Source organism: Nocardiopsis synnemataformans, assembly GCF_965343085.1.
Classification (GTDB): Bacteria; Actinomycetota; Actinomycetes; order Streptosporangiales; family Streptosporangiaceae; genus Nocardiopsis; species Nocardiopsis alborubida.
This window is the reverse complement of record NZ_CBDRFA010000014.1, coordinates 1-20,829: the sequence shown is the minus strand read 5'-3', so window position 1 is coordinate 20,829 and position 20,829 is coordinate 1. Positions and strand designations below refer to the sequence as shown.

At 71.4% G+C, this 20,829-nt stretch carries 29 protein-coding genes; 14 read left to right on the top strand and 15 right to left on the bottom strand.

Annotated elements, in window-relative coordinates:
• Positions 1–74: 74 nt before the first annotated feature.
• Entirely contained in the window at positions 75–455 is a 381-nt protein-coding gene (locus ACSIH6_RS10395; protein WP_435108032.1) for a hypothetical protein, read from the top strand.
• Positions 456–563: 108 nt separating this feature from the next.
• On the opposite strand, the gene ACSIH6_RS10390 is transcribed toward ACSIH6_RS10395, so the two are convergent.
• Positions 564–1,055 (bottom strand): hypothetical protein, encoded by a 492-nt coding sequence (locus ACSIH6_RS10390; protein ID WP_435108031.1) that lies wholly within the window; start codon positions 1,053–1,055, stop codon positions 564–566.
• A 295-nt stretch (positions 1,056–1,350) separates the two neighbouring features.
• On the opposite strand from ACSIH6_RS10390, the gene ACSIH6_RS10385 reads away from it, so the two are divergent.
• A complete protein-coding gene (locus ACSIH6_RS10385; RefSeq protein WP_435108030.1) occupies positions 1,351–1,920 on the top strand; it encodes a DUF6199 family natural product biosynthesis protein in 570 nt (189 codons plus the stop codon).
• Positions 1,921–2,198: 278 nt separating this feature from the next.
• Positions 2,199–3,449 (top strand): hypothetical protein, encoded by a 1,251-nt coding sequence (locus tag ACSIH6_RS10380; protein WP_435108029.1) that lies wholly within the window; start codon positions 2,199–2,201, stop codon positions 3,447–3,449.
• A gap of 89 nt (positions 3,450–3,538) precedes the next feature.
• On the opposite strand, the gene ACSIH6_RS10375 is transcribed toward ACSIH6_RS10380, so the two are convergent.
• On the bottom strand, positions 3,539–3,988 hold the full coding sequence (locus tag ACSIH6_RS10375; protein WP_435108028.1) for a hypothetical protein: 450 nt from the start codon (positions 3,986–3,988) through the stop codon (positions 3,539–3,541).
• Between the two features lie 227 nt (positions 3,989–4,215).
• Between ACSIH6_RS10375 and ACSIH6_RS10370 the strand changes: the two genes are divergently transcribed.
• Positions 4,216–4,770: a hypothetical protein gene (locus ACSIH6_RS10370; protein ID WP_435108027.1), complete on the top strand. Its 555-nt coding sequence runs from the start codon at positions 4,216–4,218 to the stop codon at positions 4,768–4,770.
• Here ACSIH6_RS10370 and ACSIH6_RS10365 read toward each other — a convergent pair.
• The 4 genes from ACSIH6_RS10365 to ACSIH6_RS10350 form a co-directional block, all read right to left on the bottom strand.
• Positions 4,707–4,967 carry a hypothetical protein gene (locus tag ACSIH6_RS10365; RefSeq protein ID WP_435108026.1) on the bottom strand — a complete coding sequence of 87 codons (261 nt, stop codon included), beginning with the start codon at positions 4,965–4,967 and terminating at the stop codon, positions 4,707–4,709. The genes ACSIH6_RS10370 and ACSIH6_RS10365 overlap by 64 nt on opposite strands.
• Before the next feature lie 67 nt (positions 4,968–5,034).
• Positions 5,035–5,574: a hypothetical protein gene (locus ACSIH6_RS10360; RefSeq protein WP_435108025.1), complete on the bottom strand. Its 540-nt coding sequence runs from the start codon at positions 5,572–5,574 to the stop codon at positions 5,035–5,037.
• The gene (locus tag ACSIH6_RS10355; RefSeq protein ID WP_435108024.1) at positions 5,571–6,431 is read right to left on the bottom strand and encodes a hypothetical protein; all 861 of its coding nucleotides are present in this window, start codon (positions 6,429–6,431) and stop codon (positions 5,571–5,573) included. The genes ACSIH6_RS10360 and ACSIH6_RS10355 overlap by 4 nt, the downstream gene beginning before the upstream one ends.
• 134 nt (positions 6,432–6,565) lie before the next feature.
• Positions 6,566–7,453: a hypothetical protein gene (locus ACSIH6_RS10350; RefSeq protein ID WP_435108023.1), complete on the bottom strand. Its 888-nt coding sequence runs from the start codon at positions 7,451–7,453 to the stop codon at positions 6,566–6,568.
• Between the two features lie 511 nt (positions 7,454–7,964).
• Between ACSIH6_RS10350 and ACSIH6_RS10345 the strand changes: the two genes are divergently transcribed.
• The 3 genes from ACSIH6_RS10345 (at position 7,965) to ACSIH6_RS10335 (ending at position 11,687) form a co-directional block, all read left to right on the top strand.
• The gene (locus tag ACSIH6_RS10345; RefSeq protein ID WP_435108022.1) at positions 7,965–9,440 is read left to right on the top strand and encodes a hypothetical protein; all 1,476 of its coding nucleotides are present in this window, start codon (positions 7,965–7,967) and stop codon (positions 9,438–9,440) included.
• A 118-nt stretch (positions 9,441–9,558) separates the two neighbouring features.
• On the top strand, positions 9,559–9,855 hold the full coding sequence (locus ACSIH6_RS10340; protein ID WP_435108021.1) for a hypothetical protein: 297 nt from the start codon (positions 9,559–9,561) through the stop codon (positions 9,853–9,855).
• 920 nt (positions 9,856–10,775) lie between these two features.
• A complete protein-coding gene (locus ACSIH6_RS10335) occupies positions 10,776–11,687 on the top strand; it encodes a hypothetical protein (RefSeq protein ID WP_435108020.1) in 912 nt (303 codons plus the stop codon).
• Between the two features lie 122 nt (positions 11,688–11,809).
• Here ACSIH6_RS10335 and ACSIH6_RS10330 read toward each other — a convergent pair whose 3' ends face one another.
• The 8 genes from ACSIH6_RS10330 to ACSIH6_RS10295 form a co-directional block, all read right to left on the bottom strand.
• Positions 11,810–11,989, bottom strand: coding sequence for a hypothetical protein (locus ACSIH6_RS10330; RefSeq protein ID WP_435108019.1), 180 nt, complete (start codon positions 11,987–11,989; stop codon positions 11,810–11,812).
• Positions 11,989–12,186, bottom strand: coding sequence for a hypothetical protein (locus ACSIH6_RS10325; protein ID WP_435108018.1), 198 nt, complete (start codon positions 12,184–12,186; stop codon positions 11,989–11,991). The genes ACSIH6_RS10330 and ACSIH6_RS10325 overlap by 1 nt, the downstream gene beginning before the upstream one ends.
• Before the next feature lie 25 nt (positions 12,187–12,211).
• Positions 12,212–13,108, bottom strand: coding sequence for a hypothetical protein (locus ACSIH6_RS10320; RefSeq protein ID WP_435108017.1), 897 nt, complete (start codon positions 13,106–13,108; stop codon positions 12,212–12,214).
• On the bottom strand, positions 13,105–13,632 hold the full coding sequence (locus ACSIH6_RS10315) for a hypothetical protein (protein ID WP_435108016.1): 528 nt from the start codon (positions 13,630–13,632) through the stop codon (positions 13,105–13,107). The genes ACSIH6_RS10320 and ACSIH6_RS10315 overlap by 4 nt, the downstream gene beginning before the upstream one ends.
• 97 nt (positions 13,633–13,729) lie before the next feature.
• The gene (locus ACSIH6_RS10310; protein WP_435108015.1) at positions 13,730–14,095 is read right to left on the bottom strand and encodes a hypothetical protein; all 366 of its coding nucleotides are present in this window, start codon (positions 14,093–14,095) and stop codon (positions 13,730–13,732) included.
• The gene (locus ACSIH6_RS10305; RefSeq protein ID WP_435108014.1) at positions 14,092–14,259 is read right to left on the bottom strand and encodes a hypothetical protein; all 168 of its coding nucleotides are present in this window, start codon (positions 14,257–14,259) and stop codon (positions 14,092–14,094) included. Before ACSIH6_RS10305 ends, ACSIH6_RS10310 begins: the two co-directional genes overlap by 4 nt.
• A complete protein-coding gene (locus ACSIH6_RS10300) occupies positions 14,256–14,651 on the bottom strand; it encodes a hypothetical protein (protein WP_435108013.1) in 396 nt (131 codons plus the stop codon). The genes ACSIH6_RS10305 and ACSIH6_RS10300 overlap by 4 nt, the downstream gene beginning before the upstream one ends.
• Positions 14,652–14,663: 12 nt before the next feature.
• Positions 14,664–16,889 carry a hypothetical protein gene (locus ACSIH6_RS10295; protein ID WP_435108012.1) on the bottom strand — a complete coding sequence of 742 codons (2,226 nt, stop codon included), beginning with the start codon at positions 16,887–16,889 and terminating at the stop codon, positions 14,664–14,666.
• A gap of 340 nt (positions 16,890–17,229) precedes the next feature.
• Between ACSIH6_RS10295 and ACSIH6_RS10290 the strand changes: the two genes are divergently transcribed.
• The 7 genes from ACSIH6_RS10290 to ACSIH6_RS10260 all read left to right on the top strand — a co-directional run bounded on the left by ACSIH6_RS10290 (position 17,230) and on the right by ACSIH6_RS10260 (position 19,626).
• A complete protein-coding gene (locus ACSIH6_RS10290) occupies positions 17,230–17,493 on the top strand; it encodes a hypothetical protein (RefSeq protein ID WP_435108011.1) in 264 nt (87 codons plus the stop codon).
• A 36-nt stretch (positions 17,494–17,529) separates the two neighbouring features.
• The gene (locus tag ACSIH6_RS10285; RefSeq protein WP_435108010.1) at positions 17,530–17,703 is read left to right on the top strand and encodes a hypothetical protein; all 174 of its coding nucleotides are present in this window, start codon (positions 17,530–17,532) and stop codon (positions 17,701–17,703) included.
• Positions 17,700–17,897 carry a hypothetical protein gene (locus ACSIH6_RS10280; RefSeq protein ID WP_435108009.1) on the top strand — a complete coding sequence of 66 codons (198 nt, stop codon included), beginning with the start codon at positions 17,700–17,702 and terminating at the stop codon, positions 17,895–17,897. Before ACSIH6_RS10285 ends, ACSIH6_RS10280 begins: the two co-directional genes overlap by 4 nt.
• Before the next feature lie 24 nt (positions 17,898–17,921).
• Complete coding sequence (locus ACSIH6_RS10275) at positions 17,922–18,194, top strand: hypothetical protein (RefSeq protein ID WP_435108008.1); 273 nt, start codon at positions 17,922–17,924, stop codon at positions 18,192–18,194.
• Positions 18,191–18,388, top strand: coding sequence for a hypothetical protein (locus tag ACSIH6_RS10270; RefSeq protein WP_435108007.1), 198 nt, complete (start codon positions 18,191–18,193; stop codon positions 18,386–18,388). The genes ACSIH6_RS10275 and ACSIH6_RS10270 overlap by 4 nt, the downstream gene beginning before the upstream one ends.
• A 72-nt stretch (positions 18,389–18,460) precedes the next feature.
• A complete protein-coding gene (locus ACSIH6_RS10265) occupies positions 18,461–18,736 on the top strand; it encodes a hypothetical protein (protein WP_435108006.1) in 276 nt (91 codons plus the stop codon).
• Entirely contained in the window at positions 18,733–19,626 is an 894-nt protein-coding gene (locus ACSIH6_RS10260; RefSeq protein WP_435108005.1) for a hypothetical protein, read from the top strand. The genes ACSIH6_RS10265 and ACSIH6_RS10260 overlap by 4 nt, the downstream gene beginning before the upstream one ends.
• A gap of 527 nt (positions 19,627–20,153) precedes the next feature.
• Here ACSIH6_RS10260 and ACSIH6_RS10255 read toward each other — a convergent pair.
• The coding region (locus tag ACSIH6_RS10255; RefSeq protein ID WP_435108004.1) for a hypothetical protein at positions 20,154–20,829 on the bottom strand (676 nt) is incomplete at its 5' end.

Genomic DNA, 20,829 nt, shown 5'->3' with positions numbered 1-20,829 from the left:
GGTCCAGAGCGTGGCAGGTGACCGGATGCGGCCATCGCCTCTCCCCCCGGGGGCGGGCACGGTAGGTAGGAGCCATGACCGATCTGCACCCCCAAGTGCGCACCATGCTGTCCCTGCTGCTCATGCTGAACCGCCGCTCACACCCCGAGGCGTGGGTGGCGATCAGTATGCGCCACCCCCAGCACGACGTCGCCCAGTTCCTGCGGCCGTTGATGCAACGCGCCCTGGAGGGGTCGCGCCCGGCGGCCCGATCCCTGGCCACCGAGGTGCTGGAGGCCTTCACTGACCTGGACGAGGCGGCGCTGGGCACCATCGGCGGCGCGCTCCTGGGCCGCAGCGACGGCGACCACCCCGAGATGGGGCACCTGTGGACGCAGCAGCTCACCGCCGCGGCCCTGAAGGTGCGGCACGAGCTCATGCCCGAGACCCTGGAGGAGTTGTTCGCGCACTGGTGACCCACCACGTCCGCGTGTTCTGATCCAGGCAAGGACGGCCACCGCCCCAGGGCCGAGAAAGCGAAGGGGCCCGCTTTCCAGCAGGCCCCAAGAACGGTTCGCAGACGATCAGCGCCGCCCGGCAATCCTCTCCCGCCGGTCGCGCACCCGTGTGGCCACGGCCAGGACGATGGTGGCCACCAGCCCCAGGGCGGGCAGCGTCACCCAGGTCAGGCCCCACACCATCTGCCGGGTCGGGGCGTTGTTCACCACGTCCATGGAGGCGATACCGATCTCGCCCCGGGGGCTGGTGCAGGTGATCTCGTAGGTGCCCGCCTCAGGGGTGTGCAGGATCTGGACCAAGCTCCATTCCTCAGGGCCGTAGGTGTAGCGGCTGGCACCCCGGGTCTGGAAGTCTCCCGCCTGCCCCGAGGGGGTGATGGTTGTGCAGGCGCCTCCGAAGCGGCCGAACACGCCGATCTCACCTACGTGTTCCTCCCCCAGTTCCAGCTCGAACTGGGCATGGTCGCTGCGGGGGTCGGTGATGAAGTCCGGCGCGGGCTGGCGCACCTCGGGCCCCACCGCGAGCAGGACCGCCAGGACCACCAGCGTGACGGCCAAACACGCCAGGCTCGCGATGTACCCGCCGCGCAAGCGACGCCCCCGCGGGGCCTGGACGGGAGAGGGGGGAGGAGAAGGCATAGACATGGGCGACATTATGTCAGCGGCCTATGACGGCCAGCGATGCCCGCACAGCGCTCCAGCCGCCACCCGGCCGCGCGTTGCCGCCTGTACCCAGGGGCGCAGCCGTGCTGTTGCTCGCTGCGGACGAGGGCGGTCGCCCACCAGTCCGGTGGGCAGGCACACTGGTCCCCGATCCCCACCCCTGCCGGAAAGGACCCCTTCGTGACCCCCCATGCATCTGCTGCTGGTGTTGATGATGCTCATGGCCCTGGTGCTGGTGGTGCGCCCCCAGGTGGCCTGGACCCTGCGCGCGTGGCAGTACCGAGACCCGGAGGCGAACTACCCCAGCGACCTGTGGTTCTCCCTGCACCGGGCGGGCGCGGTCGCGCTGATCGTCTTCTGCCTGGTGCTGTGGGCGCAGTGGTGGCAGCCCGCCCTCTCCACGAGCGAGCAGGCCGAAGCTTCCGCGACCGAGGAGCCCTCTGCGGAGCCCTCACCGGAGGAGCACATCCTCACCACCATGTCCACCATCGAAGGACGCATCCACGACTACGCCCCCACCGACACGGGCCTGGTGGACTACATCGAGGCCGGGCGCTGCACCGCCGACCCCACGGTGCGCGTCTCGGAGGAGGGCGACACGGTCAGCCTGTGGGTCCGCATCTCCCAGCACGATCGGTGGTGCGGCCAGGAGCCGGATGATTTCCTGGAACACACCGTGGACCTGGAGCAGGCGCTGGGCGAGCGCCGCGTGGTCGACACCGCGGGCTCGGGCGTTCACCTGTGCCGCGACGGGTGCTGAAAGGCCCAGGCCGCGATCAACCCACCCCCTGGCACCGCCCCGGAACGGCGTCGACCAGCACCCTGGTCCTGTTGGCTGACACACCGGTCAGAGTTGCCCAGGCGCTTCGCAGTGTGTGAAGATCTGGCTACGGTGTTCGAGGGCGCCGCGGCTCCCCCACAGCACCCGGCGCGCGGGGCGCGAGCCCGAACCGGCGGAACCGCCGCCCCTCACTCCTTGTTCAGCGACGAGTCCGACCGGACCTGACCTTCACGCGCAGCCGGGGCGCTGGAGCGACCATGTCCCGGACCACGGCACTGACCAAGCTGCGCACCACCGCCACCGGCGAAGGCCGCCAGACCGCCGCCAAGGCCCTCAGAGCGCTGCCCCCGCACCTACCGCCCATCCCTGAGGCCAGCGACGGCCAGGCCCGGCTGGAGAGCCTGTTCCTGGCCAACCTCAACCGCCTGCCCGTGGTGTCCCACCCCACCGACCCGCCGTTCGCGATCCGCCGGTGCACGCCTGGTGTCACCGACATCGTCATCGAGATCGCCCGACCGCACCTGAGCGCGGTACTCAACGAGACCCTGCCCCGCGCCGTCCCCGATCAAGACCTGGACGGCATCCCCGGAATCCGGGCGCACCACCACCGCGGCCACCTGGTCCTGGAGCACCTGCGCCTGGCCGGGCGCATCCGCATCCCCCTCACCAGCACACAGTGGCACCGGACGCGGTCCTGGATGCTCACCGGCCTGCCCGCCGGAACAGTGGCGCCCTGGGCGACCCGTCCGCACGAGATGCTGCCCTTGGAAGAGGAAGAGCTCCTCTTCCAAGCGGAGTCCGAGCCCGGATCCGGAGCCGCCGAGAGCGCTCGGATGTCCTCCGCGCTGCTGCGCCGCCTGCGGCTGCTGCACGGCGCCCCCATCCCCCGCTGCTGGCCCTTCTACAACGTGTGGCCCAACCCCGTCCCCCGCAACTCCTCCGGGGCCCGCCTGCTCAACCTGGAATGGGGCAGCCGCCCCACCGCCCTGGAACTCGCCGAGCTGCTGACCGATGCACGCTCACCGATCGCTCTGCCCGCGCCGCTGCGCACCCGCACCCACGTCCACGCCGGTGACACCCCCTGGGTGCGGTTGCACGCCGAACACGACAGCCAACTCCTCCTTCGGCACAATCCCCTGCCCTCGCAGTCGCCACGCCCCTGGTCTTCTGAGCACGCCCCCCATCGACCGCCGTGGCGGATGACCGCGCGCGCCGACGAGCTGAGCGCACTGGAGCTGGTGGTGGAGGCGTTGACCGGAGCGCACCCCCTCGTGGACCGCGGTGACCTGCGCGTGGCACGGCGCCGCGAGGGAGGGTGGGACGTGTTCGCGCCCCGGTTGCACTTTGGGTTGCTGGAGCATCTGCGTGAGGTCGCGCACTCACCCGCCTGCCCGCATCTGTGGCCTGCGGACATCGAGGACATGCTGAGCCCCTACGGCGAGTTCAGCATCGTGCGCGTCCGCGGCGTCGACATCGTCTTCCACGACCCCACGCAGGGGCAAGGTTGAGCGGGTGGCGTGGCTGCCGCGTGCGGGTGCACGCTGGCGGACGCCCCGTAGCCTTGGTGCTGGTGGTGCGCCCCCAGGTGCGCGCCGTGTCAGGACTCGCGGTGGCGTGCCTGCACCACCTCGGTCACCTTGACCTCCCGGCAGCGCGGCCGGGCGCACCCGTAGTCGTAGCCGGTCGTGGACCCGCAGTGCTGCCCCGGGCACTCCAGCCGCGCCGTACCGCGCAGGCGAGTCCCGCCGAGCGCAGCTGCCTCCACCACCTGCTGTTCCAGGGCCCGGTCGCGGCGGCGCAGCGCCTTGAGCCAGGGCAGGGAGACGCCCGCGGCCGCAGCGGCCTCGGCGACCGTGCGCCCTTGGACCAGAGCGGCCAGCAACCGCGCCCAAGAGTCCCGGGACAGGCGGTCGGTGGACCGGACGTAGGTGCGCGGGTACTCGGCGACCACCCGCAGCAGCTGTGTGGCGTGCTCCTCGGGCACACCGCGGCGGGTCAGCGCCCGGTGATCGGCGCGCAGCGCCTGGTGGTCGGGTGTGAGCGCCATTGAAACCCCCATGCGAGCAGTCGACAGGGAACCCTTCGAAAAGGGGCAATGCGTTTCGATCCTCGGCCCCGGACGCGGGGCCGCCAAGCGGGCGCACAACCCGTCGCCTGGCACGATACTGGCGCCCGCCGACAGTCCCCGGACGGCGGTGCGGCCACATCCATGACTCGGGAAGAGCGCATTCCCGGCGCCGACGGTGAGCCGAACCCCCAGGACAGCGACACGACGTGGGAGAAGGACCACGGGTCACCAAGATCATCGACATGGGCGCCAGCGCCTACATCGCATACGAGTTCGCGCCCCCGGAAGGGCCCCGGAGCGCGGCCGCGAACCTGCCGCTGGACGGCGTCGCCGAGCTGGTCGGGCTGGACACCGAGGAGCGCCACGCCGCGGTGGTGAGCATGGTCGAGGCCAGCGTGGACATGGTCGAGGCGGGCGGGCTCAGGCCCCGCCCGCCTGACCACCTCGCGTGCAACGGCGGCCCGGAACCCGCCAGGGGTTCCGGGCCGTGTCACGTTGTCCTGGGGCCGCTACCGGGCCGCTGCCGGGCGGCCGGGTCGAGGCCGCGAGCGCCAGGCCCGGCGGGCCACGAGCGCGCTCACGCCCGCCGCGAGGAGCGCCACGGGTCCCCACAGGGCGCCCATGAGGGCCAGACCCGCCACCAGCGACGCGCCCATCCCGACGTCAGCGCCGGTCTGCACCCACCACCGTCGGGACATCAGCCCTCGATCGGCAAGGGGTCGAGCATGGACGGGGGCGAATCGAGCACCACCCAGTCGTAGTTCCCGGCCACCTCCCGCGCCACCGGGTCGTGGTGCTCGGCCGCCACCGGTCCGGTGTCGATCAGGGTGGGGCACGGCTGGTCGGGGTCGTCCGTGGTGGGGATGATCGCGCTGAGGTCCATGGTCGCGGAGGTCTTGTCGAGGCCGCCCCGTTGCACGCCGACGAGCGTGATGGGGGGCTGGGGTGTGTCGGTCATGGCATCCATTCTGCGCCGGAAGCGGCGCGTTGGTACAGGAAACCGGCAGAGGAGCATGAAGGCGCGCTCACGCGGCCTGATCGGCGCCGGTGGCCACGGCCCCCGGCGGGAGCCCGTCTGCGCACACCGAGCGCGGGAGCATGTCCACCAGCAGGGACAGCGTGCCCGACAGCGCCCGCGGCGCCGCTCGCCGATAGGCGGCCGTGAGCGGAACCCCGAAATACGCCGGGCCCGGCCGGGACCAGGTCGGATCCAGCGCCGCCCCGTCCGACAGCCGCCCGACCCAGGCGTGCGGCACCGCCCAGGTGCAGCCCGGGAACGGAATGGCGTAGCCCTCCACGTACACCAGCCCCGGCACGGCGTCGGCCATCCGCGCGGCGAACAGGTAGCAGTGCCCCGGTTCGCCCCGGTAGTCCTCCAGGTCGGCGTCGAGCGGGGTCGGCGTCCACGCCCGCCCCTGGTCCAGGACCAGGGCCTGCGCCGAGCCGTACCGCTCCCCCGGCTCCGGCGGGTCGGCGAACTGGGTAATCGCGTCAATCAGGACCGGGTCGGCGCCCGCCAACTCCCCGGCCGACGGGCCGACAGGGTCCGGTGCGGGGGCCGTCAACGACCCGCCTGCTTCCCACCCGCGCGGCCGGTGCCCGCGGAGTGGGCCGCGGCCGCGCCGCGCACCGACTCCACCGCCGCGGTGATCGCATCCGGGGCGTGCTCAGCCCTGGAGTACAGCAGCAGCCAGGCCCGTGCCTGGTCGGCGAGCGCGTCGTCCTGGTCGCCGAGCGCGTCCAAGGCCGCGGCCGCGGCGTCGCTCTCACCCCAGGCGCCGACGGTGTCCAGCTCACCGCGGGCGGCGTAGAGCAGCGCGGCCAGGCAGTGCCGCGCCCACAGACCCGCCCCCGGCTGCGGGTCGGCGGCCGCGCCCAGCAGCTCCCCCGCGCGCGCGTAGGCCCCCTCCCAGGCGTCGCGCTGGGCGGTCTGGTCAAGGAACTGGGCCATGCCGCCGTGGGCATAGGCCAGCGCCACCAACGCCCGGCGGTCGTGGCCGGGCCGGTAGCCGTCCGTGGGAACGTGCCAGGGAGAGGTCAGTACCTGTCCGCACCCGCACCGGCAGTACCGCGGCGAGTCGACGTAGGCGATGGGGTTGCGCGCGCCGGGAACGGGCTCGGGAAGGCCCACGTGCTCCGCGGCCACCGGATGCTCCGCGGGCAGGATCCGCCCCTGGATGGCCCGGCGCCCCTCCCCGGCCGGCACCAGGCGCTCGATCTGCACGGCCAGGCGCACCAGGCCCTCGGCGCTGATCAGGGCGTAGTCCTGCCCGTCGGCTTTCGCACCCAAGACCCAGCAGCCGCGTCCGGCCTCATAGACCTGGTCATCGTCCAGGTCGGGCGCCCACCCGACGTGCTCGCGGTGCAGGGGGTCCTGGTCGGGATCCACGGGCCGGCGCGGGCCCAGTTTGATCTGGATCATGGTCACGCTCCTGAGTTTGCGATGATGGTGTCGGCCCCGCTTCTTGGGCGGGGCTGGGGCCGGGGCCGCCGGTCGGCAAACTGGGCGGACCCGGCAGGCGGCGCCGCCCCCGCATGGGGGCGACGCCGCTGTGTTCACACGCCGATCTCGGTACTGGTCCACGTGCTGCGCCGCACCTGGTAGGCCAGGTGGGCCTGCCCGGTTTCATCCCGGGCGTGCGCGGCGTGCGCGGCGTCGAAGTCGGGGTAGGCGGTGAAGGACCACCTGTGCTCCCGGGAGCCTTCGGGGGCAGGGCGGGCCAGGCCGTGGCGCGCCTGCACCTGGTACACGCCCTCCTCCTGCCAGGGCTCGGGGCCCCGGCCGGGCGGCGCCTCCTCATCCACCCGCGCCCGCAGGTCCACCGACGCGCGCATCAGCGTGGTCTCCTCGCGCAGTACACGGTAGGACCGCGTGAGCGGCGGAGTCTGGCCGCTGAGGTTGTAGGCGGTGCGCAGCGCCCGGGACCGGTCCCCCAGGTCGGTGTGCTGGACGTACTCCCAGTCCGTGGACCGGTGGCCCTTGGTCAGGATGCGGTGCTCCACCTGCTCGTCCAGCACGCCCACGGCCGTCCCGGCCGGGCAGCGCACCAGCGCCTCCCACCGCAGCCCGACGAAGGGACCGAACGCGCCCAGGGCGAACGCGCGCTCCGGGGCATCGGGGCTGGTGTGGTCGTCGCGGCCCCGCAGTTCGGTCACCTCGGGAGTGCGCGTGTCGACCAGGTGCAGACACCCGTCCTCGCCCCACAGGGGCAGGAGGGAGTCGGCGAACGGGCTCTGGGTCTGGTCCCGCCACAGGGCGGCGGAGAAGCGCACCGCCTCATGGAAGTCGGTGTGCAGCAGGGAGTCCTCCAACTCCTGCTGCGGGAGGTGCACGTCCATCTCCTCCGGAGAGCAGACAGTAGTGGCGTCGACGTACCCGCCGAACCACCCCAGGCCGCGTATGTAGCCCATGGCGGGGGTGAAGGTGGCATCAGTACTGGTCATCGGGTGTCCCGTCTTCTTGGGTCGGGGGGTGAGGGTCGGCATGCTCGGTCCCCCGACAGGCGGAGTCGATACCCGCAACTCTGGTATCGCAGGTATAAGCCTGCCATGGATGGTGGATACCCGCAACTCCAGAATCAAGGGTATTTGGGTGCGCGCTGGGAACGGGAGCGCCGTCGGTGGCCCCGGCGCGCGAGCGTCTTCTCTGTCCTCGACCACGCACCGCCCGAGACTTGCGGATCTGGAGTGACCACAGCGAGTTGACGAACCCACCCCAAGTTGCCAGTGAGCACGGAAGCCCCTGCGCGGCGCCGCCCCGGCGCCGGGACGTGCGGACCAGGGGCGGGCGGGGTGGCCACAGCTCCAGGCAATACCCTTGATTCTAGAGTTGCGGGTATGGGGTCCTTCTGAGAAACTGATACCTGCGATACCAGAGTTGCGGGTATCGACTCCGCCTGTCGGGGGACCGAGCATGCCGACCCTCACCCCCCGACCCAAGAAGACGGGACACCCGATGACCAGCGATAACACGGTCGCCGTGTTGAATGCCATGGCCGAGCGCATCGGCCACGACGGGCGCCTGCCCGACGACGCCGACGCCACCGCTCTGGTGGACACCGTCCTGGCCCGCCACACCCCCGCTGGGGTCTACCTCACCCAGGGGGGCCGCTGGGAACTGCCCAGCGATCACCCCGCCCACCGGGCCACGCACCGGCCCGCCTGGGACTGGGGTATGGACGCCTACCCGCTGGAGGAGATCAGCGCGCCCACCCCTCAGGACCTGCGGACCTGCCCGGGGTACTGGATTCAGGGCCCCGGCCACGAACTGGCCTCACGCACCCCGTGCGGCCACCAGGACGGATACCGGCTCACGAACTCCTGCCACGCATGCGAGGACGCCAACGAGGCCCCCGCAGGCACCGACCCCGACGCCACCACCGGGCCGCTGGTGCTGTCCGCCCTCGCCGAAGCCGCCGAGGACACCGACTTCGGCCTGTCCGCCCGGCTCTCCTCCGAAGGAGACTGCTACTTCATCGATCTGCCGGGGGTCTGGATCCAGATCACCGACACCATGTCCGAGCGGATCGACTACCCGCTGAGCGAGCACCGGGGGTTCTGCGCCCAGCTCGTCTACCGGGACGACCCCTCCCGCTACTACCTCATCTACGCATCAGCCGACCGCAACGCTCAGACCGACGCTTCACACCTGGCCCGGGCCGTGGCCGCCGAGGCCGCCAGCCGCCGACCCACCCGGCCAGTCCCCCCGGAAGCGATGGACCTCATGGCGCTGAACACCCTGGACTGGGGTCCCAGGACCGACATCAGCCTCGTGGGGCTGCGCTCGGCGACCGTCCACGTGCTGGACGCGGCGGCCCGCAACCTCGGCACCACCCGCGCCGCCGCCCACGCCAAGCTGTGGCCCCAGGCTCTGGCGCTCGCCGCGCAGCGGCCCGCGCCCGCCACGGACGCACTCCCGCGCCTGACCGACTTCACCACCTGCCTGGCCGGGCAAACGATTCAGGACAGGGGCCGCGTCCGGCGCCTGGTGTCCGGCTTCTCCGCCCTGGGGGGCGGGAAGCGCCCTACGCGCGCTCCCCGGTCGCTGGTGCGCCTGCTGGCCGGTGCGGTGGCGTGGCTGGAGGTCCTCGGCGAGCCCCGCGACCTGTTCGCCCGCGAGGGGTTGCCCTTCGGGCTGGAGATGCTGGACGCGCTGGCCCAGCGCGGGCAGCAAGCCACCCAGATCGACAACGGCATGGGGCGTGCCCCCGAGCACATCCTCCTGTACACCTCCCACGGGGATATCAGCATCAGCACCACGGACGAGCACATCGGCATGCTGACGGCCGAGGCCCCCGACCTGGTGGTGGAGTACAACGACGAACGGGGCTGCACCACGCTCCACGACGGCACCGGGCCGGTCACCTCCGCGCTCATCGCCGAGGTCGCCGATGTGGTGGCCCAGGTTGTGCGCGGGGTCCGTACCCCCTGACGCCGGAGCGGGGACCGTCCACAAGACGGTCCCCGCCTCCTGACAGGCCAAGGCCCCGACCTCAACGCCAGGTTCGGGGCCACCGTCACCCGGACGAGCACGAGGAGTGCACCCCACCATGCGCCGTAAACGACTCACGCCTTCCTGGCTCACGGTTCTTGCTCAGCTGCTGGGCCAAACACGCGAACCCGAGGCGGTGGTCATCGTCAAGGTCATAACGGCCGAGCGGGACGAGGTAGAGCTGTATGCCACCTGGGAAGCCGCAGCGCGCAGCCTGTCCAGCGATTTGCGTGACCGCTGGGATAGCGAGGATCCCCCGATCAAGGACCTGGACCTGTTGCAGGCCTACCTCGAGAACCAGGATGAGGACGCCGAACCCTTCTACGACGTGTACGAGGAAATCCCGGCCCGCTAACTGCATGGCGAGAAGGGCCGAGCCCGGCACCGACATGATCCAGACGCCGGGACTCCAGGCCACGCCCCGCTGACCAACTCCTCCGCGACGGCCCGGAACCTTCGGAAGGTTCCGGGCTGTGCCATGTTCCTCGAGTCCTCGGCCGGGCTGCGGACGGGATGCGGTGCCCTGAGCGCCCGGCCCGGCGAGCCACGAGCACGCTCACACCTACCGTAGGGTGCAACACAGCGGGTCTCCCTGGGACTCCAGGGAGGCCCCGTGCACGTGTGGGTTCAGCGTTCGAAGACCCAAAAAAAAACGTTCACATGGTCTACTTTGAGGACTACACGATTAATAGCGCGGACGAAAAGCTCGACTTCATGAGATCGGAGGCTTGCAAGATGCCCACGCCGGCACTCGTTCTTCCTGAAGAGGTACTAGCAGAATGAGAGATCTGAGGTTGGACCCAGAAAAGCGCCTTCTCGAAGATGTCAAATCCTTCTCTGGAAATACGTCCGGGCTGAACGTTGAAAGTTTCGTCGAACGCATGATCCGACGACTCCACACCGACCCGGAACTTTCTCAAAATGAGGTTGTCGATGCTGCCGCAACCAACGGCGACAGCGACTGCGCAGGACACGAACGCGCTAGGCAGGCTCCAGGCTGACCGATGTGCCGACCGTCGCGAACGCGACCGCCACCACCTGCCAGGCCTCATCGTGCAGAGTGCCCAGGTCGGTGTGGCTCCGCCTCAGTTGTTCAAGGGCGGCGGGAACACGCCGTTGGGGCCGCCTTGGGGAGCATGCGCGCCTGCCACGCCGCTTCCGACAAGCCCGGACAGTCAGCGCCGGGTTACGGGACGTTCTCAAGATCCAGACCCTTCTGTGCAAGCGGGTTGATCTGCGACAATGCGGAACCATCCACTGTGAATGGAGCCGCCTATGACCACGCCAGCCCCCGACGCGTCCACCCCTGAGGGCCGCTTCCTTCTCGCATACGGCTCCTACCAGCACGCCCGGATGACCGCTGGATTCGCCGTCATGGCGGCGGCACCGGCACAGGTCCTCGCCCTGGTCACGCACATGGTCCACTGGACTGTGGAGTTCGACCAGGCATGGGAGCACCTGGAAGGTGCCTCCTACACCACGGTCCGCGATGCCCACCCGGCCCGGGGTGTGCTCTCGGCGTTGCGTGTGGTCCGCGAGCGGGTGGGGGTGCTCTCCGCAGTCGAGTTGACCGAGAACGGGCCGATGTGGCGCCCCGTCCAGGACTTGGCGGTGGGGCCGGTGGACCGGGAGGTCTACGCCGAGCACCTCGCCGAACAGACGCTGTTCGATGAAGCCGCCGTCTTGGACCTGTTCCTCAACGACGACGGGCTTGACGGCGGCCGCGGCCGAGAGGCCATCGCCCAAGCCCAGCCGCCGCGGTGGCAGCCGGGGGAGGAAGCTCCCCACGACTCCTCCCCGGAGGAGCAGAAGGCGGTAGCCGACGCCATGGACGAGCTGGGCATGTTCAACACCCACACCCCCGAGGAGATCGAGGCTTACCACGCCGAACGTGGAGGGTACTTCCTGACTCTGGTGGTCGGTGACGGCGAGGAACGTGTCCCAGGGTCCTTGGAGGGGCCCTTGGGGGCCTGGTATGCGCTCATGCGACAGCTCAGCGGCCGTAGCTACCCCTCCCTGACCATGGGCGGGAGCAGCCCCACCTACCTGTTCAAGGGCGAGTTCGCACGAAACACCGTCCGGGAACTGGCGCACGTCGCACGCACCCTCAACCCTGGCCATTGGGAGGTCGTGGAAGGGTATCGGCCAACGCCGGAGCCAGAAGAAGGCGAGGGCTCCCGAGCGTAGCGCGTGGACCTGGCCGAGACGGGCGGGCTCAGGCCCGGCCCGGCTGACCACCTCGCACGCAACACGGCCCGGAACCCCTGGTGGGTTCCGGGCCGTTGTGCGTTCAGGAGGCCGCTACCGGGCTACTGCCGGGCGGCCGGGACGAGAGGCCGCGAGCGCCAGGCCCGGCGGGCCACGAGCGCGCTCACGCCCGCCGCGAGGAGCACCACGGACCCCCACGGGGCGCCCATGAGGGCCAGGCCCGCCACCAGCGCTGTGCCCATCCCGACGTCGGCGCTGGTCTGCACCCACCACCGCCTCATCAGTCGTCGCTCAGCGCGCGGTGCGTGTGCGGGAGCCTGTCGCCGCCGGTGCCCCGGAGATAGTCCTCCGCGGCTGCCGTCGCCGCGGTGTACGCCGTGTCCAGCTCGGGGAAGTCGCTCGCGGAATACAGCAGCGCCACTGACCGCGGGCCCGGACGCCGAGAGTTCACGGGCCGGGGGGACTTGTCTGTGCTCATGATGTCCATTCTGCGTCGAGAGCGCCTACCGCGCTACCGCGTCGTGCGGCAGGCCCTGGCGGCGCAGCGCCCTGGGCAGCGCCTCCACCATGACCGCGTCCGTGCCGGGCACCCGCGGGTAGGAGCGCACGAACTCCGAGGTCAAGGCAACGCCGTAGTACGCCGTCCCCGGCTCGGGCCAGGTCGGTTCCAGTGCCGCCCCGTCCGAGAGGCGCCCGACCCAGGCGTGCGGTATCGCCCAGGCCCTGTGCGGGGACGGCGTGGCGTAACCCTCCACGTACACCAGCCCCGGAACGGCCGCGACCATGCGGGCGGCGTTGGCGTAGCACCGCCTCACGACCCCCCGATGGGACTCCAGGTCCGCGCCGAGCGGCACCGGCGCCCACGCCCGCCCCTGTTCCAGGACCAGCGCTTGGGCGTAGCTGTAGCGCTCCCCATCCTCGGGCGGGATCGAGGCGGGGCCGGCGAGCGTGGCCACCAGCGCCTGACGGGCGTGGGCGGCACCCTCATCCAGCCAGGGTGCCCTCTTCTCCGTCTCCGGTGTGGGGGTGAACCCGATCTCGTCGGGAGCGACCCCGGCCCGGCCGTGGACACATTGGTGGACCGCCACCTGGTGGTCGGCGCGCGAGCACACCGCCGCCGAGACCGGCGCGCGCCGGTAGGGGCGCCCCGCCGGGGAGGTCCAGGCGCCGATGAGGTCGTCCTGACCGCAGCCGCAGGAGGAGGCCAGGAACAAGGCCCTCCCGCTCCCCGGGCACGGCTCCCCGCGGGTGGGGTGTTTGGTCGCGGTGCCGTTCGCGCGCACCCGGGGTTTGCGCGAGCACGAGCGGCACAGCGGTTCCACCCGCCGGGTCACGGCCGCGAGCGCGGCCGCAGCCGCGTCCGCGGGCGCATGGTCCTGTGCTGGGGTCGTCGCTGTCACGCGGTCCACCCCTGCCCGGGGAGGTAGGAGGCGCCCGTGGGCATCCCGTGGTACTCGCGCTGGTAGTGGCCGATGTGCCACAGGTTCCTGATCCAGTCGGGCACCTCGCTCCAGTCCTGGCCCGGCTCAGGCAGGCGCGGCAGGGGCGGGATGTCCATGGTGAAGAACGCGGCGTCGCGCTCGGGGTCGTAGGGGCGCCAGTCCACCGCGCACTCGTCCACGGCCTCCGGGGTGTCGTGGACGGGGCAGCGCTGTTCACGCCAGGCCCGTACCGCGTCCGCGCTGCCGAACATCTCGTACACGTACACCATCCCCCGTGTGGACCAGTGCAGGGACAGGCCGCCGTTGATGCGGTCGGCGCGGCTGTCCATCGCGCGGTTGCGGCACCGGCGCCGGGCGGTGGTGCGTCCCACGCACTGGAGGTCGACGGTGGGGACTACGAGCCATTCCTCGGGGGCGGTGTCGTCGCGGTGGGGCACCTGCACCAGGTAGGGGCCGCGGGCTTCGTTGCGGGGGTCGTACACAGCGTTCTCTTTCGTCGGGGTGGGCCTGGCCGGGGCGGCGAGCAGGCGCCCGCTGCCCCGGCCAGGTTCTCAGTCATGCGTGCGCGGGTGGTGCGAATCAGCTGGAGTGCTCAGCGACCATGGCCCTGGCCGCCCGCTCCACAGCCTCGGCGTCCTGTTGGGCGCGGCGGGCTCCGTCGGCCACGGCCCGCGCCAGCGCCACGGCGGCCTCGGCCGGGGGCAGGCCGGACAGGTCCAGCCCCGCGGGCAGTTCCGCCGCCGCCGGGGCGGCGACGTAGTAGGCGGCGGCCGGGTCGCCGGGTTGCCCGGCGTCGACGCCCGTCGCGGCGGCGAGGTAGGACCGCACCGCCGCGGCGGCTTCCTCGTCCACGGTGCCCGAGCCGATCCCGACGCCGTCGCCGAACAGGGCGCCGTGCTCGGCGGCGTCGCGGACCAGGGTGTTCAAGCGGTTGCTGCGGATCATCGGTTGTTCCCATCGTTGGTGGTGGTGTGCAGGTGGTTGCCGTAGGTCAGCGTGGTGCCCAGCAGGACGACTTTGCCGCCCGCCGCGCGGGCCCGGTTGGTGAGGTCGTTCGGTCTGCGGCCCGTAGAGGTCGGCCGGGTGTTGGGATGCCCGTCGGTGGTCATTGCGGCGCGGAGAGTTCGCGGTCGTCCTGTCCCGGCCACAGCCCGGCGGCGTCGGGCAGGGTCAAGAGGACGTTCGTCGCCACGACGTAGCCGATGACCGCCACGCCGCCTGCCCCAGAGGCGAGCAGGATCAACAGCACGCCGGTGATCGCGGATGCGAGCCACACCAGCCCGGCCAGGCGGGGGCTGCGCGCTCGGCGGGGGTTCGTGCGCACGGCCGCCACCAGGTCGCCCACCATCGCCACGACGGCCAGGCCCCAGACCCACGCATCGGCACGATCGGGATCGGTGATCACCAACCAGATCAGGGTGACGAACGCTGCCAGACCGGCCGCGATCGCCGTCACGGTGAGCACGAGTTTCCAGGTCTCCCATAGCGCATGGCGCAGCATCGTGTGTCCTCACTAATCGTCGTAGGCGGAACGCAGGCCGCGCAGCGCATCGGCCAGGCGCGGGTGCTCCGTGAGCGGGGCGCGGGAGGGGTTGAGGGCGAGCACGCCCTCCAGTGCCGTGCCGATGGTGGCGCGGTTGCCCGCCACCGCCACCGCACGCAGGTGGTCGAGCGCCTGGTGGGCCTTGCCCGCGCCCAGCTTCGACCCGCCCAGGAGCGGGGCGGCCACGGTCAGCAGCCGCGCCACCGCGGCGGCCAGCTCTGGCGCCGAGGGCAGTGTCCGGGCTGCGGCGTCCTGCCATGTCTGCTCCGGATCGCCCAGGTCCCCCAGATCCAACCCCAGCTCCCCCGGGACGGGGCCGGGGTTGTCGGCGCGCCAGCGTTTCCAGGCCGCCGCCAGCGTCTCCCACGCCAGGGTGAGCGCACCGGGGTCGTCGGCGGGCAGGTCGATCTCCTCCAGGGCCGCCACCTGGTCCAGGGCCTCGGGCAGCTCATCGGCCAGGGCCGCGTCCAGGGCGCAGAGCAGGGCGTGGAAGGCCGGTGCGGCCGCCACGGGGGCGTGCCCGGGAGCGTAGGCGGCAAGCAGCCCGATCCGGGCGGTCCGGATGAGGCCGCCCAGGTGGCGGGCCACGTCCTCGGGCAGGCCGGCGTCGGCGGCCAGCACGGACACATTGACCCCTGCCTCCAGGTGCGGGGCGTGGGTCTGGATCGCCAGCGCCAGTTCCCCCCACTCCGGGAGCCCGTGTGCGTCCAGGTGCGGCAGGGCGTACAGCAGCGTCCGCATCTGGTCCGGGGCCTTGCTGGTCAGGGCGGGTTCGACGGCCGCCAGGGCGTGGCGCAGCACGCCGTCGCGCTGGTGGCGTGCGGCCAAGTGCGCGGCGGTGGCGAAGCGGCCCATCGGCACCGCCAGCGCGGCGGCCGCCGGGGTGTTGAGCCCGCCCTCGGACAGGGCCCTGCCGTACGCGGACAGCTCCACCAGCGCGGCCGCCGACTCGCGGACCTGGTCCGGATCGTCCGGTGCGGCTCCGGGGCCGGGCGTGGTGGGCACCGCCGCGGTCAGCGCGTCCAGGGCCCGCTGGCCGTCCTCGCCCAGGAGCGCGGCACGGGCGGGGGCGTCGAGGTCCCGCAGCGCCCCGACCGCACGGACCAGGGCCGGACCGTCCTCGTTGACGACGGCCTCCACCAGGGCGCGGCCCGGGGCGCCGTCGTCGTCGGGCAGGTGCAGCGCGAGCAGCTGCACCGCGTCCACGAGCGCGGCCGCCGGCGCCGCGCAGTCGGCCGGCCATCCGGCGTGGGCCACGGCCGCGGCCACATCGGCGCCGGCGCCCCGGGGTCGGTCGTGGAACCGCAGGGCGTCGACCATAGACCGGGTGTCCTCGGGCGCGGGGCCGTCGGGGGCCTGGTCGGAGTCAGTGTCCACGGCCAGGGGCGCGGTCGGCGCGGCCGAGACGGCGAGCAGTGCGCCGTCGGGGTGGAGGCGGATCATCCCGGTCGCCGGGGCGTCGGCGCCGCCCGGGGGAAGCGCCCAGGAGCTGTCGTGGACGGCCTCGCGCAGGATGTCCAGCAGGTCGGCGCGGGTGCCGGGCCGCACCCCGGCGAACTCGGTCAGGGCCTTGTGGGCCCCGTCGTTCTTGGGGTGGCGGGCCGCGGCCGCGGTCACCGCGGCCAGGGCCGGGTCGGTGAGCCAGTGGCCCACCAGGTGGGGGGTCTCCTCCAGGGTGGCGGTGAGCAGGACCGCGCCCAGCAGCCGGGCGGCCGCGTGGGCGAGGTAGGGGCCGGGCGGGTCGGCGATGGCGGCGATGAGGTCGCCGGCGCGGGAGATGTGGGCGCCCAGGGTGGGGGGCAGGGGGGCGGTGTAGTCGGGGTGGCGGGCCGCGGCGCGGTCGAACTTGTCGCGGGCGCCGTCGGCGGTGAGCCCCAGGGCTTTGCCGATGCGGGGCCAGGACCAGCCGCGGCTGCGGGCGGCGCCGATGGCCATGAGGGCGGCCCGGTCCACGGCGGCCTCGGCGGGGGTGATGCCGCGCAGGAGCCGGGTCAGGTCGGGGTCGGTGGTGTCGGGGGCGGGGCGGCCGCCGGTGGCCTCCAGCGCGTCGGCGGCCGCCAGCAGGGCGCGGGCCGCTTCCGGCGACGGCGGGCGGGGGGTGCGCCCCGCAGAAGGCTGTGCGGTGCTCGGACCCCGGTGCGCGGACCCGGGGGCGGGCTCCACGGGCACGGTGCAGGTGGTCGGCTTCGTACTCATGGGGGCGAAGCTACACGCCTGAGGCCGGTGTCCGCAGGCGAACGCCGCATTTGGATCGCCTGGTTCCTCCCCGCAGGGCCAAAGCCGGGGCCGAACACCGGATGCCCCATGCGGGGGATCACCCTGTTTCGAGGATGAGGGGGTTTCCCCCGCCCGCGCATAACTGGCCTTATGCGCTACCTTCTATCATGGAAGTTTTCACGTTCCCCGGACACGAACGTCCAACAGTGCTAGCGTCTTTGGTAGAGGAACTAGCGCCGCACGCGGGCTTCCACTGTCCGAACAGCGGACGATGTTCCTCCACGTCCCACCCTGCGCCGATCTTCGAAGAAGGAAATCCATGGAAGCGCCTCCCCTGATCGACCTCCTGCGCGACCTCCGCGCCCGCATCGCCTCCGCCGCCCTCACCCCCGGCGAGGCCGCCCGCGCCCTGGCCGCCGAAGCCCGCTTCGGCCTCACCGAGCAGGACGCCCGCGGCCTGCTCGCCCGCCCGGTCGCCGAGGTCGAAGCCGAGTACGTCCGGACCTTCGACGCGCGGCGCCAGGAGATCCTCAACCGGCCCGGCGCTCGCGCGGACCTCGACGCGCACGTGCACGGCGTCTAGGCCCTCAACGCCCGCCTGATCGAGCAGGCCCGGCGCGTGCTGGACCGCTACGGCGGCGACACCGTCCTGGCCAGCCTGGAGTTGGGCTTTCACCTCGTGCGCACCTACGGCCTCCAGGACACCGACCACGCCCGGGAGATGGCCCGCTGCCTGGCCGTGCTCCTCATCGAGCGCGCCGCGCACCCCGCCCAGGGCCAGGAGGGACGATGAGCCGCTCCCTGCGGTGGGGCAAGCCCGTAGTCACTCTCCTGTTCCTTGCCAGTGCCCTCGGGTGGAGCTACGGCGCGCTCCGAACGGCTCTGGAACAGGCCTGGTGGACCTCCCTCGGAGCGGCCTGCTGTGCCGTTCTGGCGCTGTGCTTTCTCCCGCTCGCCCGGCGGTACCTGTCCCTGCTCCAGCGCTGAACCAACACCCGGAAGGACAACCCCATGCCGCACAACTCCGACGAGACACGCGCCCTGTCCGAAGCCGACCAGCGGCTAACACGGAGCCGCACCACCAACGCCACTCTGATCGCCGCGGCCTCCGTCCTGTTGGACGAGCTTGGCGACCCGGCACGAGCATGGGCCGTCCTGGGAGCGCGTCTGATGCAGGACATGAGGATCGGCCCCGGCGACCCGGGGGCGGCAGCGGTGGAGATGCTGGCCGCGATGTACGTCCAGCAGGCCCAGACCCGCGCCGAGGGTGAGGAAGGACGATGAGCCGCTCCCTGCGATGGGTCAAACCCGCATCCACGGCCGCTTTCCTTCTCGCCGCGTTCGGGGCCAGCGCCAGCGCTATCCACAGCGCCGTGAACGGGCAGGGAGGGGCCGCGTTCTGGGCGGCCTGCTTCGCAGCCCTGGCGGTGTACACCCTCGTGCTCACCCGGCAGTACCTGTCCCTGGCCCTGCGCTGAATCGAATTGGACGCAAGCACCAGCCGGGCCGCACCCGCGCCGGTGTCGCCCTCACACGAACAGAGGAAACCTATGACTCACGACCCCTCCCGTCAGTCGGCCACCGCCGACCAGTACGTCCAGCGGCTCCGCGACATCAACGAGACGTACACCGACATGGCCGCGGCCCGGCTGGAGCAGTTCGACGGCGACGCCACCAAGGCCGGGGCAGCGCTGAGCATCCAGTTGATGGAGCACCACCACGTCCAGCCCGGCCAGGGACAGCAGCAGTTGGCCCATCTGCTGTCTGTGCTCTACGTCGAACGCGCCCAGGCCCGCATGAAGGATGATGGCGAGGGAGAACGATGAGCCGCTCTCTGTCCGCTCCCGACGGCAGCGTGTGGGCCACCGACGTCCTCACCGGGCGCTACCCGGACCTGGAGGAGCAGTCCCACGGCGTGGGCTACGTGTTCGCCGCGCTCGCGGCCGCCCGGCTGGCCGCCGACGTCGCCCTACTCCACCACGGCGTCCCCGCGGTCGCACCGATCACCCCCGAGCAGGCCCGCGCCGCCCTGGTCCTGATCAAGGACGCCGCCCAGGCCCCGCGCTACGCCGAGCTGTGGTGCGCCCACAGCGCCCACGCCCTGGGCATGACCTGGGAGGAGATCGCCGCCCTGCGCGGCAAGGCCAGCGCGGCCAGCTACCGCAAACGCCTGGAACGCATCCAGGCCGAGTTCGCCGTGCCCACCTACGAACTGCCCGCCCGGCCGGTGCTGGGCGAATACCACCGGCGCGCCGCACAGTTCCTGGACACCACCCTGGGCAGTCGCCCCGTCAACCCCTACCAGCGCGCGGCCGCCGACGACCTGCTCGCGGTGCTGCTGTTCCTGCGCACCACAGCAGGCCACTTCCCCCTGGACATGCGGACGTGGTTGGAGGAAGACGACCTCTCCCCCGCCCTAGCCTCGCTGGGAGGGGTCCACCCCGACCAGGCCGGGCCTGCGGGCGACCTGCTGCGCGCCCACACCAGCGGCGACCCCGGATTCCGCGCCGCCGTCGCCGATCTGGTCATCCCCGCCCTGGACATCCTCCAGATCCAGCAGGAGCAACGCGAGGGGATCGTGCGGTGCCGTGCTTGCCACGGGCAGATCGAACCCCCGGACGGGGCGTTCGTCACCTGCCCCAATTGCGGAGAACCCGACCCCGTCCCCGCCCTGCGCGAGAACCTGACCGCCGCACAGAACGAAGGTGCCCGGTGAACCCGTTCGCCGCCTGATGGCGCCGTCGCGCCGACCGGACTACTCTGCTTTCGCCCGAGGGCGACACCACGCTCTGGAAGAGCGGCCCCTACTCCGGGACCACGCACGCCGTCCGGCCGAGCGATGTCTTCGCCGCCCAGGTCCGCGACGTGCTGGCCACACTGATCTACTCCACCGAGGTGACCAGAGCCGATCTCGACCAGGCCACCCAGTGGGCGCATCCCGGCAAAGCCATCATCTACTAGCGGGAGCCCTCAGAGTGCAAGCATGGCTGAGGCCGCCCCACCGGCAAAGGTCGGGCGGCCTTGGCACTTCCCCATCCCTGATAAGGAACACCCACGTCCTTGGAACCGTCAAGACTCACCGGATTTACAATCACAAGCGAGGCCTTCGAATTGACTACCAAGCACGCCCCTAGAGGAAAGCAAATTCTACATGTTTCCGCTCGCGGCCATCTCAGTTAAGCGGGTCCTTGCCGTGAACCAGTAAGACCCATCAACCTTAGGTGAATGCCCTTACCTCCCACATCAATACTTGCGAGGACGCCCAGGCCTATTGGGGAGGATGTCATCGAGGATGGCCTCGATGAATTCCTTCCTCGATTTAGCGCCGCTCACGATCACAGCTCTCTCGATGAGCTCCCGCTGTTTAACTGTAGGCCGAATGGTGATGGTTGCGGTCCCAGTGCTCAACGCTCGCCCCGACCAGCGCCGGTGCTCTGGCTGACTGAAAAGCCTACCATTGTCTACGGGAGTCTGGGCTGCCTGCCATGCCGCGATCAGCTTACTGTAACCGCTACGGTGCTTTTCCAAACCCTCGAATACAATTGCGGTGATGGTCAGTTGCCGACCACTGCTCACCTTGCTCTTACGGAGCAGACGGCTCAGACGATCCTTCAAAGCACTGTCGATGTCTACTGTGAAGGGGCTTGTCGTGGTTTCTTGCTGCTGATCTAGACGCCGCTCGGCGAGCGCTTCCAGATCCTCATCGGTGAGGTCGAGCAGGTCAGGTTCACTTAGTTCACCGGGCACAGTTCCACGGTCGGTGACTTGTTCATGGCTGTAACCGTCACTAGTAAGCCGGCTTGGTGCTGTCTCCACTTCGGGTTCCCGCACAGCAACCTCAGCGGCAGGTGCATCGGCCTCGGCAATCTGGTCTTCGCTCGGCGTGCCTTCCTCAGAAGCCATGGTTGCTCTGGCTGCG

Coding starts and splice junctions, on each gene's coding strand:
- ACSIH6_RS10395 (WP_435108032.1), top strand. CDS start 75: ATGACCGATCTGCACCCCCAAGTGCGCACCATGCTGTCCCTGCTGCTC.
- ACSIH6_RS10385 (WP_435108030.1), top strand. CDS start 1,351: ATGCATCTGCTGCTGGTGTTGATGATGCTCATGGCCCTGGTGCTGGTG.
- ACSIH6_RS10380 (WP_435108029.1), top strand. CDS start 2,199: ATGTCCCGGACCACGGCACTGACCAAGCTGCGCACCACCGCCACCGGC.
- ACSIH6_RS10375 (WP_435108028.1), bottom strand. CDS start 3,988: ATGGCGCTCACACCCGACCACCAGGCGCTGCGCGCCGATCACCGGGCG.
- ACSIH6_RS10365 (WP_435108026.1), bottom strand. CDS start 4,967: ATGACCGACACACCCCAGCCCCCCATCACGCTCGTCGGCGTGCAACGG.
- ACSIH6_RS10355 (WP_435108024.1), bottom strand. CDS start 6,431: ATGATCCAGATCAAACTGGGCCCGCGCCGGCCCGTGGATCCCGACCAG.
- ACSIH6_RS10350 (WP_435108023.1), bottom strand. CDS start 7,453: ATGACCAGTACTGATGCCACCTTCACCCCCGCCATGGGCTACATACGC.
- ACSIH6_RS10345 (WP_435108022.1), top strand. CDS start 7,965: ATGACCAGCGATAACACGGTCGCCGTGTTGAATGCCATGGCCGAGCGC.
- ACSIH6_RS10340 (WP_435108021.1), top strand. CDS start 9,559: ATGCGCCGTAAACGACTCACGCCTTCCTGGCTCACGGTTCTTGCTCAG.
- ACSIH6_RS10335 (WP_435108020.1), top strand. CDS start 10,776: ATGACCACGCCAGCCCCCGACGCGTCCACCCCTGAGGGCCGCTTCCTT.
- ACSIH6_RS10330 (WP_435108019.1), bottom strand. CDS start 11,989: ATGAGGCGGTGGTGGGTGCAGACCAGCGCCGACGTCGGGATGGGCACA.
- ACSIH6_RS10325 (WP_435108018.1), bottom strand. CDS start 12,186: ATGAGCACAGACAAGTCCCCCCGGCCCGTGAACTCTCGGCGTCCGGGC.
- ACSIH6_RS10310 (WP_435108015.1), bottom strand. CDS start 14,095: ATGATCCGCAGCAACCGCTTGAACACCCTGGTCCGCGACGCCGCCGAG.
- ACSIH6_RS10305 (WP_435108014.1), bottom strand. CDS start 14,259: ATGACCACCGACGGGCATCCCAACACCCGGCCGACCTCTACGGGCCGC.
- ACSIH6_RS10300 (WP_435108013.1), bottom strand. CDS start 14,651: ATGCTGCGCCATGCGCTATGGGAGACCTGGAAACTCGTGCTCACCGTG.
- ACSIH6_RS10295 (WP_435108012.1), bottom strand. CDS start 16,889: ATGAGTACGAAGCCGACCACCTGCACCGTGCCCGTGGAGCCCGCCCCC.
- ACSIH6_RS10290 (WP_435108011.1), top strand. CDS start 17,230: ATGGAAGCGCCTCCCCTGATCGACCTCCTGCGCGACCTCCGCGCCCGC.
- ACSIH6_RS10280 (WP_435108009.1), top strand. CDS start 17,700: ATGAGCCGCTCCCTGCGGTGGGGCAAGCCCGTAGTCACTCTCCTGTTC.
- ACSIH6_RS10275 (WP_435108008.1), top strand. CDS start 17,922: ATGCCGCACAACTCCGACGAGACACGCGCCCTGTCCGAAGCCGACCAG.
- ACSIH6_RS10270 (WP_435108007.1), top strand. CDS start 18,191: ATGAGCCGCTCCCTGCGATGGGTCAAACCCGCATCCACGGCCGCTTTC.
- ACSIH6_RS10265 (WP_435108006.1), top strand. CDS start 18,461: ATGACTCACGACCCCTCCCGTCAGTCGGCCACCGCCGACCAGTACGTC.
- ACSIH6_RS10260 (WP_435108005.1), top strand. CDS start 18,733: ATGAGCCGCTCTCTGTCCGCTCCCGACGGCAGCGTGTGGGCCACCGAC.